A 13,826-nucleotide genomic window follows, 5' to 3' on the forward strand; every position below is an offset into this window, starting at 1 on the left:
TCAACCTTCCCCGTGAATATCCATATACAATTTCATACCACTGTCGATGGAGTTCGTAAATATCTTAATTATAAGATCTGCATTTCTGTTGATAAGAGCATCGCGCAAAGGATAATAATATTTAGGCCATTCCTCTAAGGAAGTTGTTTCATAGAGGAAGTGGAAGCTAGGCCCCACACTTACCCAAAGCTGTGTAATCAACGCCATAAGCTCAGGGGAATCAGAAAGCGTAAACATCCGCAGTCTCAACGCCCAATGCAATTGAACGGCGGTTTTAATGTCCCCCGACAAGTGTGCCGCTTCGAGTTCGAGCGTCAATTCCACCAGTGAATTAAGCGCTTCGTCAGACATGATATTTATTGAACGAGTGATGGCGGGTAGTTCTAGCATCTTCCGTATGCCCATCAATTCAATAAGTCGATCAGGATGAATATCCGGAACCAAAAAAGCGTGGGAAGGTGAAACATGTAACGCTCCATACGAAGAAAGCCTTACCAGTGCTTCTCTTACAGGAGTAATGCTCATGTTTAAAGATTCTGCAATTTCCTTGGTGATCATCTTTTGGCCTGGAGCAAGAAACCCCAGAATTAAGGCGCATTTTAGACGATTTTCAACTTGTTGGGTTAGACTGATTCTACGCGGAGGTTTTGCATTTAATGACAATAGGATCTGGTCTGAAATGTCACATAGTTGAAATTTATTTTTATTCATAATTGAAATTCTCGCGGAACTTTAACCTAACAAAATATTTTTAGGAACATTTTATTAGAATTGAATATTCTAAAAAAATCAATTTTCAGAAGTAACGAATTCTTTCATTATCATAGATCATGATGATTTTTGAATGAACGACGGGTATCCTAAGAGTAGTCATAGCTGTGTACTCTGAGGTTACGGTGAAACGGTTATTTAGCTTGGATGACGTTGATATTATTGAACAAATTTTGAAGGTTTCAGATGCGCTAGGATGCAAAGGCTTCTCCTATGCGGTCCAGCCTAAAAGCAAAAAAGGTGGTTCCGTAATCGTCTCGAACTTTCCACCACACTGGCAGGTTAGATACGAAAAACTATCATATCATCACATAGACCCTATCATGACATGTGCTAAAAAAAGTATACAGCCTTTTCACTGGGCTGATGCTGGTAGCAAACCATATCAGGATGTCAGAAATATTCAGATATCCGACCATGCCATTCCTGGTGTACTGAATGGATACACAATACCTTTGCATGACCACATGGATAACGTAGTGGCCTTTAGTGTTTGGAATGACAATTCATCCAGCGAACTCCAGCGACCTCATCATCCAATAAATGATAATATATATAGAAAAATCATAACCCTACATGAGATGATGTTAACCAAAAAAAATGAAGTGGCTGAAATAGAACAACACATCCTTAGCAGCAGGGAACTACAGGTGCTGCAACTGTCCGGACATGGAAAAACCTACAAAGAGATCGCTCAGACTCTATCAATTTCTGAGAACACTATAAAATTTCACGTTAAGAATATCCTAACCAAATTGAATTCTAGCAATATGAGACAAGCCATAACTACGTTAAAAAAGACTTCTGGCTATTTTTAAGTGGAGAAATAGCTTCAGAAAGAGTCACCATACACCCGCTCGGGCAGCGCGCTGAGTTTTTCACAAATCTCGCCCCTAACAAACAAGCAGTAATCCCGCTTACCAACCAAATACACATCGTAATCCACCAGGCAAGCATGTGCATTTGATAACTTCACAAGCAAAGCACTCATAATGTCCGGGAAGCCTGGCGCTTGATTCAACAGGTGAAAATTCACTGTAAATCGCGTAGGTAGAGACTCCAGAATATCTCTTTCATAAAAATCATTTTCATTCTGAACACCCCAGTAAAAACTTATCTTTCGTTCCGAATCTTTATTTGCTTCAGTGAGTAAAATAGAGCGAGCATAAGAATAACCAGAACCAAAGGCCAGAACGATGACAGGCCTACCGCTGTCTGAACGAAGCCAGGCGTTCCCCATAGGCCCGGCAACAACAACGTCATCACCGACCTTTAGTTTTTTGAGAAAACTATCATGCTTCCTTGTGTCGGCGATATGTAACTCGATCACCTCACCTGAGTTTTCGGGAGAAGCTATCGAAAAATACCCAGATCGGCCGCAATTTAGAATAACCTGAACATATTGACCGGGCTGATAATTTAGTTCAGATTCAAGTCGAATCACTACACGATAGATGTAAGAGTTTAGAGCTCTCATGCTTGATACAGTTGCCGTTACCATTTTTGCCTCACGTTAAAGGCTGGGGATGACCCAGCCAATAAACATCAAATGAACAGGTTGTTTGAATGGTTGTTTAGTAGAAATTGTCCACACTGCTGAACAATAGACTCACTGGCAACAGCGTGCTGATTCATGGTGTAACTGTCGCGCAACCATTTATCCATCGGTGTTTCGTTTTTATATATCGAAGCACCGCCCACCAAGTCATAAATGGTTGAGATGATTTGACGGGAAACCTTGAATGCTTGTTGCCTTGCCAGGGCAACTGTAATGCGGTGAGCGTTGCTCAGCGGCTCTTTACCTACAAGGCCATCCCATTGCTCATTCAGTGATGAATAAACGGCACATCGTGCGCTATAGAGCTCAATTTCACACCGTGCAAGAACCGCCTGCACTCGTGGACTTTTTTCCACGAAACCGACAGTGAGCGGTCGTATTTGTGCTCAGCAAGGCTGATCGCATAGTCCAGAGCAGCACGCGCCATCCCGAGTGGTATTCCTGCCATGTTGCGCAGGATAGCATCAGGAACATCGTGTAAAGGCCCTTTGCGATAAGGCTCATTGAAACTAAAACTGTGCTCGTAGGGAACGAACATGTTATTGGCACCATAATCACGACTTCCACTTCCGGCAAGACCAGTCGTGTGCCAGTTATCGTGTAATTCGTACTCATCAGGTTTTGCCATCATAACCCGCCAAATTGGCGCTCCGTGGCGATCAACGACCTGATTACCATCCTGATAAACGAAACACCCTGCGCTGAGTATATCGCAATGACTTAAGCCACTGCCAAACCGCCAGCGGCCGGAAACACGATATCCACCAGGCACTATCTCTGCTTTACCTTGAGGATGTATCCAGCCTGCCGTAATCGAGTCAACGGTGAACATATCACGCGCCACAGGCTCATCTATAAAGCCTGAGTAAATACCTGAGTCACTGCCGATCATTGCACACCAAGCCACAGCAGCATCACCAATAGCCAGTTGCTCGATAACCTGGGTTTGCTGAGGTGAGGTTAATTCCAGCCCTCCCCATCCTAATGGGAAATTCATCCTGAATACGCCAATCTCCCTGAGTTTGTTAACAATATGGGGAGGTAGTCGGCGCTGTTCTTCAAGTACACCACCTTCAGCTGAAACTTCCTTTGCCAGCTTTTTTGCATTAAGTAACAATGATTCGAATGAGATTGCGTGCATTGCGATCACCTATAAATATCTGTCATTACTGATAATGTTATTGGGGTCAATGAATTGCTTTAATTCACGAACAAAGCTTCTTTCACCCACACCAGGAGTAATTGGATCCGCCCACTTGGCATGTTCAACACCTAGCCGGTAAGGGATAAATCCTTGCGCCGTAAATTTTTCATGTAATTTACTTAAAGCGGTCAATGAATCTGCCGACTCTTTTTCGCTTTTCTTAAAAGCGATTGAGACAACCAGGTCTATGACATCACCACTAAGGGCGTTGATCGTAGCCCCGCAAAGAACTCCGGTTTCGTTGTGAACTTCATCAATTAGCTGATAGGCCATTTCCAGCGCATCAGCAGTGAAAGGAATCAACGGAAGGAAAAAGATCCAGCCAGTGCCACCTGTATCAACTTTGTCGTGTCTAGCTCCCAGCGTTTTTCTAAGCAGAGTGTCATTTAGGGATGAATCGCCAACATGGGCAGCTTCAACCAAATTAGCGATCACATCAGGCCCAGGATAATTACCTTCAGTTACCGAATTCGATGTCACATTTGTAAATACCTGCGAAGATTCGCACAATTTTTTAATCAAACCGATTCGTTGCGAGACATCGTCAGATAGACCGTCCACACACAAGTGAACGGTATATAATCCGTCACTACCGCCATAGGTTGAGTTGGCCGTGGTGTCATAGATCTTCAATACGCCGCTACTCAGGCCGTTAGCCACCCATTTCTTCAATGTTTGTATTGCTGGTGAAAGCAACTTTCGGCTGAAGTTAAATCGGACTACATGTGTACTTTCAGGGCGGGTATGTAGTTTTATTACCCCTGCCGTAACAACACCAAAACTAGATTGCGTAAAAAACTGCACTAATGAGGGGCCTACACCATGCGGGTATATAGGCGTTTCAACACTTCCGGGCCACCAGCCAACACGGATGATTTTTCCCGTCGGCAACAGGACTTCAATGCCGACAAGGTCTTCAGTTCGTTGATGACGAAGTCCCACCCCTCTGTCCAAGGCATTGCCGAGGAAGCTGGAGTGAGCGGAAGATGCTGTAATGTTCAACATTTTTTGGGTGCCGATTAACAGCTCAGACAGTTCGCCTTGGGTCACGCCAGGCTCAATAATTGCCCAGCCTTGGTCTGTATCAATTTTCCGTACTGCATTTAATTTTTGTAACTCAACAAGGTAGCTACCGTCCGCAACATCCTCCCTAGAGCCCAGGCCCCAGTTGTACCCAATGCTGACAGGATGCAGCCGGGTGTTAGGAAACTCACTTGCACCTATCACTATTTGCTGGAGGTCTATGAGTGAGTTTGGACGTAAAATGCCTTTAATTTTTCTACGTCGAAAAGCACTGACGTTATCTGGTAGCCGTTTTGCCCTGACAACGCACTCACCATCTACACGCGATGCAATATAGCTAAGGAAATCTTCTTTCATGGTATTCTCTTATGTTGAAAGGTTGGTGTTTCAGAGTTTGGTTTTGACGTAACTTAGTTGGTCACTGAAAGTGCCATCTTGATTAATTAGTCTGTGTTTACTGACTCCTTCATGTACATAGCCTGCCTTGAGCGCGACTTTTTTGGAGGCCACATTTTCGGGTTTAACTCCTAATTCAAGGCGATTAAATCCTCCATCAGTCATCAGCCACTCAGAAAGCAATTTCAGGGCCTGAGATGCATACCCCTTTCCTCTGAACCCTGAAAAAACGCCGTAGCCAACATCACCAACCTTGGGTGGCACTACAGGCCGAAGGCTGATCCGACCAATTAATTCTTGTGTCTCATTTTCGAAAATAGACAGCATCATTTTTTCCCCCAGTAGCCAATATAGGCCTGCCAGACGGCAGTCTTTATCAAACTGAGAGAATGGGATGTCAGGATAGATAGACCAAAAACGAGTGACAGAGTCGTAGTGGTCTTGGAACATACGATGCCCATCGGGTCGGGCTGAAATGCGTAGCGTTACCACGCCATCGGTAAGGCCTTCTTGCGGGAATGGAGTGAAGGATTCGTGACCAGATTTAGCGCTGGAATAATGCAGTTCAACAATATCGATATCAGCGCCCCTGGGATCTTTAAACGCTATCAATCCACTGGGACTGAGTCCGGCATTCAGCGCTGCGGCTACTGCTGGTAGATTGTCTGAGTGAATTAGGCTCAGAACAGTTTTTCCTGCCTGCTCAAGCTCAAGAAATTGAGTCGTGAGTTTTAAAAATGCAGCCTCTGGGTCTGAGCACTCCCCCAGGGAGTGATAGATGACATTGTTAGAAATGGGATGTTCACTGAATAGAGACATTACACCATCGGAATCGCTCATTTGAACAACCCTGTGATGCATGTTTAGTTTATCTAAGACGTGCTGAGTGCTGTTACATAGCGGTGCGGAAGATGCATGATGTAAGAAATTCATCGTTAAACCTGTGAGATGGTTGTTTTGGCTAGGACGCTCAAAGCATATAGCCAATTCTTACAGGTTTAACCTACACAACAGGGTAGTTTTTATGGGGCAGTGGTATTAATGACCTTTGTGGCGACTTCCAGTTCGTCAATGGCAACGTTGCCTAGAAGGAGACCTAATCGGGTTGTAAGATTTAATTGGTTATTTGCATACAGCCAAGCCATTGCTCCCATACAATAGGATTCACGGCCTGAAGACTGATACTGCCCTTCCTCTCTGTCTTCAGCACCGCCCTGGTAGGTTGTCTTGTGGCAGAAAAAAACCTCCTGATCAGAAGAAAGCAATGTGCGCTTAATGTCATCCAGACGGCCCTCTGTCAACGGGATCCCTCCCGTCGTTCTGAACGGACAATTTGCGCAAGGTTTTTTAACGGCAAACAATTTTTTAATGTTCATTTCTGTTCCGTATAAATAATCGATGCACCTTTCCAGCGGCGAGTAGTGTTGAGCATGAAGTTAGGGTCGATACTGCGGACCGCCTCGGCCATCATTCGTGGTAAATCGTGCTCCACACCGACAATGTCGAGAGACATACAAAGGCCGGAAGCGTACTCGTTCAACAGCGTAGCAGCCAGCTCTGGTGTTGATACGCCGCGCTTGACTTCATCTTGCCGGACGGCCAGAACACCACCAAATTGGGCATAGACATCGCGCCGAATAGCATCAAGCAAGTGCGGCCAAAAAGCGCCTTTTGGTAACTCACTTAGGCGATTCATCAAAAAAGCCTCACAAGGAAGTCAGGGGTTGACTGCTTGGTATATAGATTACCATCACATCGTTCGCCATCGAAAGATTCCCAGCCCCATGCGGGGTCAACAGAGGTTCCTTTGAGCACTCTATCAATACGTGGCAGTTGAAGAAGGGCTTCATCGTACAAGGCCTGGTTGGTTTGCTTAAGCATCGGCAAGATCCGATTACCCATTTCCCACAGGTGGAACAGGATACCTTCATTTACGCCGGGCCTTGCTATCTCGTGTAACTCAGGAAGTGTCTTATGAATGCGACTTAACTGATGTTCCCAGTTCACATAGAGATCAACCTCTGCCTTGATTGCAGTGCGGTCAGTAATGATATTTGCGCCGTATATACGGTGCATTAACACGATGACATCCAATTCACATAACCCGTCATTGAGGAAATTGAAGGTCGGCAGGTTGAAGTGCATGAACTGAAGGTAAGCAACAGCCAGATCCACCTGGTGCAAGTTCATCATGGTTTCTATTGCGTAAAAATCATCTTTTCGGGTGGCGTATGTATGGGTAATGCGAAACTTATTCATTGCTGACCGCCTATGTTCCAGTGCCCTGGGATTACATCGCTTAAACGCATGAATGGTGTGTGTTGCTCATCAGAGGGGTAGCGTTCATCCAAAGCGGTAAAGACATCATCGGCATCCAAATCCGTTGCTCGAAAATCGTCCACCAGCCGACGAACTATTTGCCCTTTCCTCTCCAATTCAGTAAGCAACAGGATGACACGACATAGGGCTTGCTTAGCGCTGGCCTGCGCGTATCGAAGTTCACATGCGGCGACATTGGCTTCAGGGCTGATTGGAATATTAAGTTGTAGATAAGCCGTGGCCGCAGCACGGTTGTGTTCAAGGCTTCTCACCAATGCCCTGATCAATACAGGCATCGCACCAATGTGATGTGGTGATATCACGATACTAAGAGCGTCACTCTTAACTATCATTTCATTGGTGATTTTCCATTGATAATCGCGGTTTTTATTGTCCTGAACATACAGTAAACGGACCAAGATCAGGACAGCCGCGATCAGCACATACATCATCATTTAACCCCGTGCTTGATGTCTATTTGTTCAGCACGCGCAATGCTCCCGGCAATCAGTTGCTCGCATTTCTCGCGACGAAAATCTGAACTTGCGCCGATCTCATCGAACTGAGTTTTTAGCTGGCCGGTGTATTTCTCAACGGTTTCCTGCATATAGTCGGTCATTGCCTGCGCCCTTTCATCAGAATCCTGTTCAGCACCTAGCGCTTTAGATAACGCCCGCTGCATTTGTCGGGCAATTTCTTTGCCGCGCGAACTGGGGCTTTCAATGTAGGCTCGGCACTGTGCGATTGCGGCGAGTACAGCGCCATGCGAGCCTGCAATTTCGCCTATGGATTCTTTCGGCAAAGGTGCAGATTGAGCCGGAATAGACCCCAGAGAGAGCACCGCGATGAATATAGCGATAGAACTTTTCATTGTTAACCTCACGGTTTCATTTCGACGGGTAAAGCCAGCACGGCAATGCGATGGATAGCCGCAGTGATTAGCGCAATGGGCACGATCGCAGTGTAAACCAGCCAGTCACTATTAAGTGACGTGTACGACCACAGTGCGAACATGGCAAGGGATAGCATGGAAGTGGCAATCATGATGCTGACATTGCGGAACACGGCCAAGACGACGGCCTTGAAGTTGCTGAACAACGCCCCTTCACAACACACTACAGCCCCCACGAACATGATCATCATTGGCAGGACGAGCAAGGTCGTGAACGTCACCAGACTGTACATGTTGAAGTAGACTGGGAACAATGAAAAGAACCCCTGGGACTGAACGGCTGGAGGGGTTGATAACGGTACTGGTACTTGAGCATTACTTGCGGCAGCGCTGGCTGTCGGCATGTAGAGGCTGAGGCACCAAAGCACAAATACCAGCAAGAGTGTGGCAATAAGGCCAGTAAACAAAGTCACAATCAGGTTCCGAATGTGATTTTTAAATGGCAGTCTTTTGCCCGTGATTTTCTGTTGTGTCAGGGTCATCATCACCAGCGAGGTGATGAAAACAGGTTGGAGGATAAAAAAGCCGATATCGGCCATAGAAAGCCGCTGCATTAGCAAAGAAAGCAATCCTCCGCCGATAAAGGTCGGGACTATCAACATGAGCAAACCGTAAGGGCTCAAAAAGGATTTACACGTTTCGGTGAAAATGGATTTGATCGAACGGGTGCTAACTTTCGCGTGTCGCATTTTGGACATTGGACATCCCTTATTTGAAGGTTGGTTATTGGCCGCAACGCTTTTGAGGCGAAGCGTGGGAAATAACATTGGTGAGGTCACGGCGCTTTCGGCGGGTATTGAGGTCAACAACGTTGGAGTTAGAGGTTGTTGAGAGCAAGGCGGTCCGTTCGGCAGGACGATAGGCCTTAAGAGTAACGCCCTGGAATGTTAACGGGACTCCCTCCCCACCATCTTCATTGCAACGCCCCCCGGCGAGTTCATGCAGTTTCATACGCTGCTTCACATCCGAGGCTTTACGGCGAAACTCGTCCATGCTCTGACGGTCAGCCAGGCACTGGGCCAGATCTTCGTTGCTCAATGTGAAGCGGTATACCACCAGCTTTAACCAATATTTAAAGTTACCCATGACTCTTCCTAAATGGTTTCGAATGGGTTAATTGTCTCATGCAACTACTGCTGACAAAGAATGCAAAGGAGATCGAAATGACCTCCTTTTCTTTCAGAATTTCAACGCAGAATGGAGGATGATTTATTTCGAGGCTGTCATTGATAGGTACTTTTTACACTGCTGGTGGACACGACCGGCAAGAATGATCGAGGCGCTATAGTCGAGAACATCTAACCCAAAATGATAGAGCGTTTCATCGTTAGTCGGCTCAAACCAGCGACGAACGCCACGACGGCCAACTTTCAAGAACCAGGAGATACCTGTGGCTTTGTCATGTTCGATGAAGAGTCTTTCAGCCCCCTGCTCATCGGTGATGATAAACCCTGCCCCTTGCGGGTAGATAAGGCCTGAAGCACCAGGAGGAATGCAAGTTGATTCATTGGCTGAGAAAGCCAGTCGCTTTCCACGCAAATTTACAAACTGAGTCACGCTATTGTCCTGAAGAAAAATGAACAGCAGATAAAAAAAGGCAGGCATTGGAACCCACATGCCTGCCTATGTGTGACGTCATTTTAAGATGAGGTGAACCTGTGACGAAGTAAAATGGGCGACAAAACGCGGTGCTATTTTTGCCCTGAAAAAACCTTCACGCGTGTATCTACCCGCTTGAAAACATTAACGCCTTCAGTTGATTCAGACTCGTCTTGGGTGAAAACCCCCAGAAATCGATATAGCGTTCGATTCAGTTCATCGCGCGAATGAGCCATTACGATGCGGTAACACCATGTTTCCTTATAGTTACGCTCAGGATTAAGGCTTTCTTCCCTTATCAGATCGCCATTAATGGAAAGTGAATTATCCCATTCTCCTGCCTTGTATAAACGTGGAAACCAAACCATCACATCCCCGGTCAACCCTATTGCTTCTACAGCGGCTTTGGGTAATCGCCAGCCTCCTGATTGATGGTGGCCTTTATCTCCATAGCCAAAGCACTGTAAAGCATCACGATGATATCTGAATACAGCGTAAGGTCCCGCCTCCAGGAAACCTGCATCAATATGTTTTTGAGCAGTATAGCGTTCTTCATAGTCCCAGGAGAGGAACAAACCTTGCATTTCCAGCTGGGCTTTTCTATCCCTGACGAACTGGATAAATTCGTCAACGAGTTGATTGATGGCATCCAGGGTTAGGTTATTGGTCGGAATGCGTTTTTCAATAAATCCGGTCGCTTCCAAAATATCTAACCGACGAATACCGTCAGCCTTTTTTGCATCATCGCTGTCATGGTGTGCTTCGTCTATCTCAAGATACAGCTTAAGTTGAGGGAAAAGCAGATCAGCAAGGTAAATCTTTCCAGATTCTCCTTCCTTACGGATGCACTGCTGGCAAACGAACTCAAGCTGCGGATCATCCAACTTGTGAAAGATTCTATTAATGATGTAGTGCTCCCAGCGCTTGTGTGAAATTTTTGATAATGCTCGGAGAACGTAGTCGGTTTTACTCATAGGTTTACCAGTGCGGCCGTTATGGCAAATCCCATTAACGGCCGAGAATATTAATGGAAATCAATAGTAAATAGTCTAACTTGCACTCCAGTTCCTTCAAAGGCATTTTCATATTGGCCGACCTGATGTACATCACACTCACGATCTATCAACGCCTGAATACTTTCGTCAGTAGCGCTTCCAGGTAAGATAACCACAATACGCCCTTCACTCTTAACAAACTGCTGCGCATGCTGTAGGTGCAATTTCCAACGATTGTCGGAGTATGGAGGATTCATTAACACACGCTCAAATAGGCCCAGTTGCGTTACCGTGGTACTGAGGAAATCTTGCTGGTGGGTATCCCAGCGCAAGCGAGAGCACATGGCTGCGACATTGTTTGCCTCGACCCCGATCACCTTAACACCTTCTGGCAAATTGCGAAGTAGCGCACCAAAGCCGATGCTGGGTTCAAGTAAAGTATCACCCTCACGCGGGTCGCATTCGTCCATAGCCGCTTTCTGGAGGTCCCCCGTTGTAGGGTAGAACTGATGTGTTTTTTGGTCGGGCAAGGTACCACTGATTGCGATCGCTTTAAACGCGTCCATCGGCCAGAATTCAAACTCGTAGACTTCAGGCTTTACCTCCACCGCGCCAAGGATACGGAAGATACTATCAAGTTCCTTTTTTACCAAGTCGGTGTATTGGTATGGTCGGGGCATCACGATAGTAAATGGAGCCGCACCATATTGCTTCGCACTGTGTTGGTTGTTTCGGGCCATTTCAGCCAATTCTGTGCAGGTTGGGAACGCAATCCGGTAATCAATTAAATCGCCCGTGTATTGCGTGTTTCGAGGTGCCTTGTTGGTTTTTCCTCTCTCTTTGAATTGAGGGATGAGGCCTGGCATACGGTAAGCCAGTACCGTATTGAGGTCATCGCAAACAGTCTCGGAGACCTGAATATGTACATTGCCGTTAAGGAAGCCTTTACAGGTCAGCGCGCCACCGTCTACCGATATCCATTCTCCCACGTTACTGCTGAGGGATTGCTCCAACGCCCACTTATTCACGATTTCAGCGCCAGGACGGCCTTGCATGAGGCCGATGATTTTACGCAGATCGCTGAGGTAATCCATATTGTCATAACCGCGTTTATAGTCGCGGCATGGCAGGCAATTGGTGATCACCATCTTCGGACTAAAACCTTGAGCCTTGTTAGTTTTGTGAAACACTGACAGTTTTTTGAATACGCCTTCGACCATTTCTGCGAAATAATCTTTTTTCTCAGTGGTCAGGCTTTTTGCAGTGGCGAGCACATTCTCTTCTGTGAAGGCAACAGGCCGTAGGGCGGCAAGTCGATCTGGAGATGCTTTGCGCCACTGCCTAAGCGTGTTGTACCACTCGTCTTTCCGGGCGGTTGGCATAAAATTACGTACACCAGTGAGATCCAATACTTTTTGCCAGAAGGACTCATCCAATGCGCAGGTGGCTCGCTGGAGATCAAACAGACAATCAACGGCCAATGTTGTCCCTATCGAGTTGTTACATCCGTCAGTAAAATAACGAAATGCCTGGCTATGACGTTTACCCATAACGACGAGGTGCAATGAGTCAATTTCGCTACGTGCATCGTGGTATTCTGCGAGTAGTTGCGTAAGTGCGTTGAACAGACGAAACCCTTCGTGTGGGGTTATACCGGCATGATGACCATCTATAGCTTGATACAGAGGAAGTATCGGCTGAAATTCAGTGGCGGGGTTGGGTTCGTAGATGGCTAAACTTGTCATGGGGTACCTCACTGGAAATAGAATTATTATCCGGTGGGACTAACCGCTGACGAAGGGAAAAAGTCAAAAAAAAAGCCTCGTCCTAACGAGGCATCTATTAAAATGAGGTACTACTTATTATCTCTCAACACACGTCGTCTTCAACATCCTCACCGAACTCATCGAAACAAACCCGCGTCGGGAGAGCGACTCCTTTGGGGCGAAACGTATGATGGAGCTGGAGGTTGTTCAAAAACTCTGCTTGTATGAGTATTTTTATACTGTTACGTAGAGTATCTGAGGTCGGGTTTAAGATCCAGCCACATTTTACGCGTATACCACGTTTATTCGTGATCAGCGCGGTGCATTCACTTTCATGATCGGACTCTTGATTGCAGTTCGGGCAAAGGAATACCGGCGTAGAGCCGCCTTCCATGAGGGCCTCGCGAAAGTCTTCAGCGGTCGGCCAGATATAAGCATCGCAAATTTCCGGCAGACGCTGCTCGTTATAGAACTGAGCCGGTGCATCATGACCTCGAATACCCTCCAGTGACTGAAGGATCCGCTCTGGCGAAAGAGATAACACATCGCTGTATTCTTCCAACTTCGCGTAGGTCGTGTTGCGCATTATGGTCACAGTTAACACGTCCGCGCCCGATCGCAAGGCTACATTTTCAAGCGCCTGAATAGCTCCCTCAACCGAGTTCGGTGGTAATTGGGTATGAATGCGTTGCGCTATCAGTGACTGGCTCATTTTCACTTCCTCAGGAATGGTTGTAATGCCGATTTTACTTCGGCTTGTGCCGCTGACTGAATTTTCCAGGTACTACAATTTGCTGCTCATGGTTAGGCCATCACTTGTCGGGATGTCAAAGCACAGGGCATTTCCAGACTGATATTCGTAGTCACCCATCAAATAGCAAAGTTTGAAATTCCCGCGATGGTACTGGCGCAATTCAAGCGGCAGACCCGGATTGGGGAAGATCTGTAGCTGAACAGTAAATTGGCCTTTTGTGGTCTGGAAATCAGTCTTCAAACCAGTGCCCGTTTCATTTGAGGCTCGAACAACAGGCTGCGTGACCGTGCCAACATCCCAGGTGGTGATCAAGGTTGTCGAACGCAAGTAATAAATCACGGAAAGCCCGGCCACAAGCAAGACCAAAAGAAATGCAATCAGGAACTCCCTTGACGTAATTGTGTACGACCAGTGTTTTTGCTTTTTGCGCGTGTTTTTTTTACGGCGCGGAGCTCTTTTAGGAGGCCGCTCAGGAGTAGTCATAAAAAC

Annotated in this window: 19 protein-coding genes; 1 reads left to right on the forward strand and 18 read right to left on the reverse strand. The window is 46.5% G+C overall.

All coding sequences use genetic code 11. The features are described 5' to 3' along the window. On the reverse strand, positions 1–711 hold the full coding sequence (locus SC428_RS18830) for a GntR family transcriptional regulator (protein ID WP_196053751.1): 711 nt from the start codon (positions 709–711) through the stop codon (positions 1–3). Positions 712–896: 185 nt separating this feature from the next. Here SC428_RS18830 and SC428_RS18835 point away from each other — a divergent pair, with 185 nt between their 5' ends. After that, positions 897–1,589, forward strand: coding sequence for a helix-turn-helix transcriptional regulator (locus SC428_RS18835; RefSeq protein ID WP_042847308.1), 693 nt, complete (start codon positions 897–899; stop codon positions 1,587–1,589). A 14-nt stretch (positions 1,590–1,603) separates the two neighbouring features. Here SC428_RS18835 and SC428_RS18840 read toward each other — a convergent pair whose 3' ends face one another. The 17 genes from SC428_RS18840 to SC428_RS18920 all read right to left on the reverse strand — a co-directional run bounded on the left by SC428_RS18840 (position 1,604) and on the right by SC428_RS18920 (position 13,820). Beyond that, positions 1,604–2,272: a hypothetical protein gene (locus tag SC428_RS18840; protein ID WP_042847309.1), complete on the reverse strand. Its 669-nt coding sequence runs from the start codon at positions 2,270–2,272 to the stop codon at positions 1,604–1,606. A 44-nt stretch (positions 2,273–2,316) separates the two neighbouring features. Continuing rightward, a complete protein-coding gene (locus SC428_RS18845; RefSeq protein ID WP_210790439.1) occupies positions 2,317–2,667 on the reverse strand; it encodes an acyl-CoA dehydrogenase family protein in 351 nt (116 codons plus the stop codon). Continuing rightward, positions 2,598–3,470: an acyl-CoA dehydrogenase family protein gene (locus tag SC428_RS18850; RefSeq protein WP_210790436.1), complete on the reverse strand. Its 873-nt coding sequence runs from the start codon at positions 3,468–3,470 to the stop codon at positions 2,598–2,600. Before SC428_RS18850 ends, SC428_RS18845 begins: the two co-directional genes overlap by 70 nt. 9 nt (positions 3,471–3,479) lie before the next feature. Next, on the reverse strand, positions 3,480–4,913 hold the full coding sequence (locus SC428_RS18855) for an FAD-binding oxidoreductase (protein WP_072035188.1): 1,434 nt from the start codon (positions 4,911–4,913) through the stop codon (positions 3,480–3,482). Positions 4,914–4,943: 30 nt separating this feature from the next. After that, entirely contained in the window at positions 4,944–5,792 is an 849-nt protein-coding gene (locus SC428_RS18860; protein WP_166267800.1) for a GNAT family N-acetyltransferase, read from the reverse strand. A gap of 182 nt (positions 5,793–5,974) precedes the next feature. Continuing rightward, the gene (locus tag SC428_RS18865) at positions 5,975–6,253 is read right to left on the reverse strand and encodes a hypothetical protein (protein ID WP_226617167.1); all 279 of its coding nucleotides are present in this window, start codon (positions 6,251–6,253) and stop codon (positions 5,975–5,977) included. Positions 6,254–6,324: 71 nt separating this feature from the next. Further along, positions 6,325–6,648: a hypothetical protein gene (locus SC428_RS18870; protein ID WP_042847315.1), complete on the reverse strand. Its 324-nt coding sequence runs from the start codon at positions 6,646–6,648 to the stop codon at positions 6,325–6,327. Next, positions 6,648–7,211: a hypothetical protein gene (locus tag SC428_RS18875; RefSeq protein ID WP_042847318.1), complete on the reverse strand. Its 564-nt coding sequence runs from the start codon at positions 7,209–7,211 to the stop codon at positions 6,648–6,650. Before SC428_RS18875 ends, SC428_RS18870 begins: the two co-directional genes overlap by 1 nt. Then, on the reverse strand, positions 7,208–7,690 hold the full coding sequence (locus SC428_RS18880) for a hypothetical protein (protein WP_166267802.1): 483 nt from the start codon (positions 7,688–7,690) through the stop codon (positions 7,208–7,210). The genes SC428_RS18875 and SC428_RS18880 overlap by 4 nt, the downstream gene beginning before the upstream one ends. Before the next feature lie 32 nt (positions 7,691–7,722). Next, a complete protein-coding gene (locus SC428_RS18885; protein WP_042847321.1) occupies positions 7,723–8,142 on the reverse strand; it encodes a hypothetical protein in 420 nt (139 codons plus the stop codon). Positions 8,143–8,150: 8 nt separating this feature from the next. Further along, positions 8,151–8,921: a hypothetical protein gene (locus SC428_RS18890; RefSeq protein ID WP_042847323.1), complete on the reverse strand. Its 771-nt coding sequence runs from the start codon at positions 8,919–8,921 to the stop codon at positions 8,151–8,153. Between the two features lie 25 nt (positions 8,922–8,946). After that, positions 8,947–9,309, reverse strand: coding sequence for a hypothetical protein (locus SC428_RS18895; protein ID WP_042847325.1), 363 nt, complete (start codon positions 9,307–9,309; stop codon positions 8,947–8,949). A gap of 123 nt (positions 9,310–9,432) precedes the next feature. Then, positions 9,433–9,762 (reverse strand): hypothetical protein, encoded by a 330-nt coding sequence (locus SC428_RS18900; RefSeq protein ID WP_166267804.1) that lies wholly within the window; start codon positions 9,760–9,762, stop codon positions 9,433–9,435. 152 nt (positions 9,763–9,914) lie between these two features. Beyond that, positions 9,915–10,796: an AbaSI family restriction endonuclease gene (locus SC428_RS18905; protein WP_042847328.1), complete on the reverse strand. Its 882-nt coding sequence runs from the start codon at positions 10,794–10,796 to the stop codon at positions 9,915–9,917. A gap of 50 nt (positions 10,797–10,846) precedes the next feature. Continuing rightward, positions 10,847–12,562 carry a DUF4942 domain-containing protein gene (locus tag SC428_RS18910; RefSeq protein ID WP_052219395.1) on the reverse strand — a complete coding sequence of 572 codons (1,716 nt, stop codon included), beginning with the start codon at positions 12,560–12,562 and terminating at the stop codon, positions 10,847–10,849. 124 nt (positions 12,563–12,686) lie between these two features. Next, the gene (locus SC428_RS18915; RefSeq protein WP_042847330.1) at positions 12,687–13,295 is read right to left on the reverse strand and encodes a hypothetical protein; all 609 of its coding nucleotides are present in this window, start codon (positions 13,293–13,295) and stop codon (positions 12,687–12,689) included. A 72-nt stretch (positions 13,296–13,367) separates the two neighbouring features. Further along, positions 13,368–13,820, reverse strand: a complete 453-nt coding sequence (locus tag SC428_RS18920; RefSeq protein WP_042847331.1) for a hypothetical protein — start codon at positions 13,818–13,820, stop codon at positions 13,368–13,370. Between the last annotated feature and the right edge of the window lie 6 nt (positions 13,821–13,826).

The organism is Providencia sp. 2023EL-00965, from assembly GCF_033550225.1.
In the GTDB taxonomy this organism is placed as follows: domain Bacteria; phylum Pseudomonadota; class Gammaproteobacteria; order Enterobacterales; family Enterobacteriaceae; genus Providencia; species Providencia manganoxydans.

Bases quoted from the DNA above. Each gene is read 5' to 3' on its own strand.
- SC428_RS18910 (WP_052219395.1), bottom strand. From the start codon at position 12,562: ATGACAAGTTTAGCCATCTACGAACCCAACCCCGCCACTGAATTTCAG.
- SC428_RS18840 (WP_042847309.1), bottom strand. From the start codon at position 2,272: ATGGTAACGGCAACTGTATCAAGCATGAGAGCTCTAAACTCTTACATC.
- SC428_RS18830 (WP_196053751.1), bottom strand. From the start codon at position 711: ATGAATAAAAATAAATTTCAACTATGTGACATTTCAGACCAGATCCTA.
- SC428_RS18905 (WP_042847328.1), bottom strand. From the start codon at position 10,796: ATGAGTAAAACCGACTACGTTCTCCGAGCATTATCAAAAATTTCACAC.
- SC428_RS18920 (WP_042847331.1), bottom strand. From the start codon at position 13,820: ATGACTACTCCTGAGCGGCCTCCTAAAAGAGCTCCGCGCCGTAAAAAA.
- SC428_RS18885 (WP_042847321.1), bottom strand. From the start codon at position 8,142: ATGAAAAGTTCTATCGCTATATTCATCGCGGTGCTCTCTCTGGGGTCT.
- SC428_RS18895 (WP_042847325.1), bottom strand. From the start codon at position 9,309: ATGGGTAACTTTAAATATTGGTTAAAGCTGGTGGTATACCGCTTCACA.
- SC428_RS18855 (WP_072035188.1), bottom strand. From the start codon at position 4,913: ATGAAAGAAGATTTCCTTAGCTATATTGCATCGCGTGTAGATGGTGAG.
- SC428_RS18890 (WP_042847323.1), bottom strand. From the start codon at position 8,921: ATGTCCAAAATGCGACACGCGAAAGTTAGCACCCGTTCGATCAAATCC.
- SC428_RS18875 (WP_042847318.1), bottom strand. From the start codon at position 7,211: ATGAATAAGTTTCGCATTACCCATACATACGCCACCCGAAAAGATGAT.
- SC428_RS18860 (WP_166267800.1), bottom strand. From the start codon at position 5,792: ATGAGCGATTCCGATGGTGTAATGTCTCTATTCAGTGAACATCCCATT.
- SC428_RS18915 (WP_042847330.1), bottom strand. From the start codon at position 13,295: ATGAGCCAGTCACTGATAGCGCAACGCATTCATACCCAATTACCACCG.
- SC428_RS18870 (WP_042847315.1), bottom strand. From the start codon at position 6,648: ATGAATCGCCTAAGTGAGTTACCAAAAGGCGCTTTTTGGCCGCACTTG.
- SC428_RS18850 (WP_210790436.1), bottom strand. From the start codon at position 3,470: ATGCACGCAATCTCATTCGAATCATTGTTACTTAATGCAAAAAAGCTG.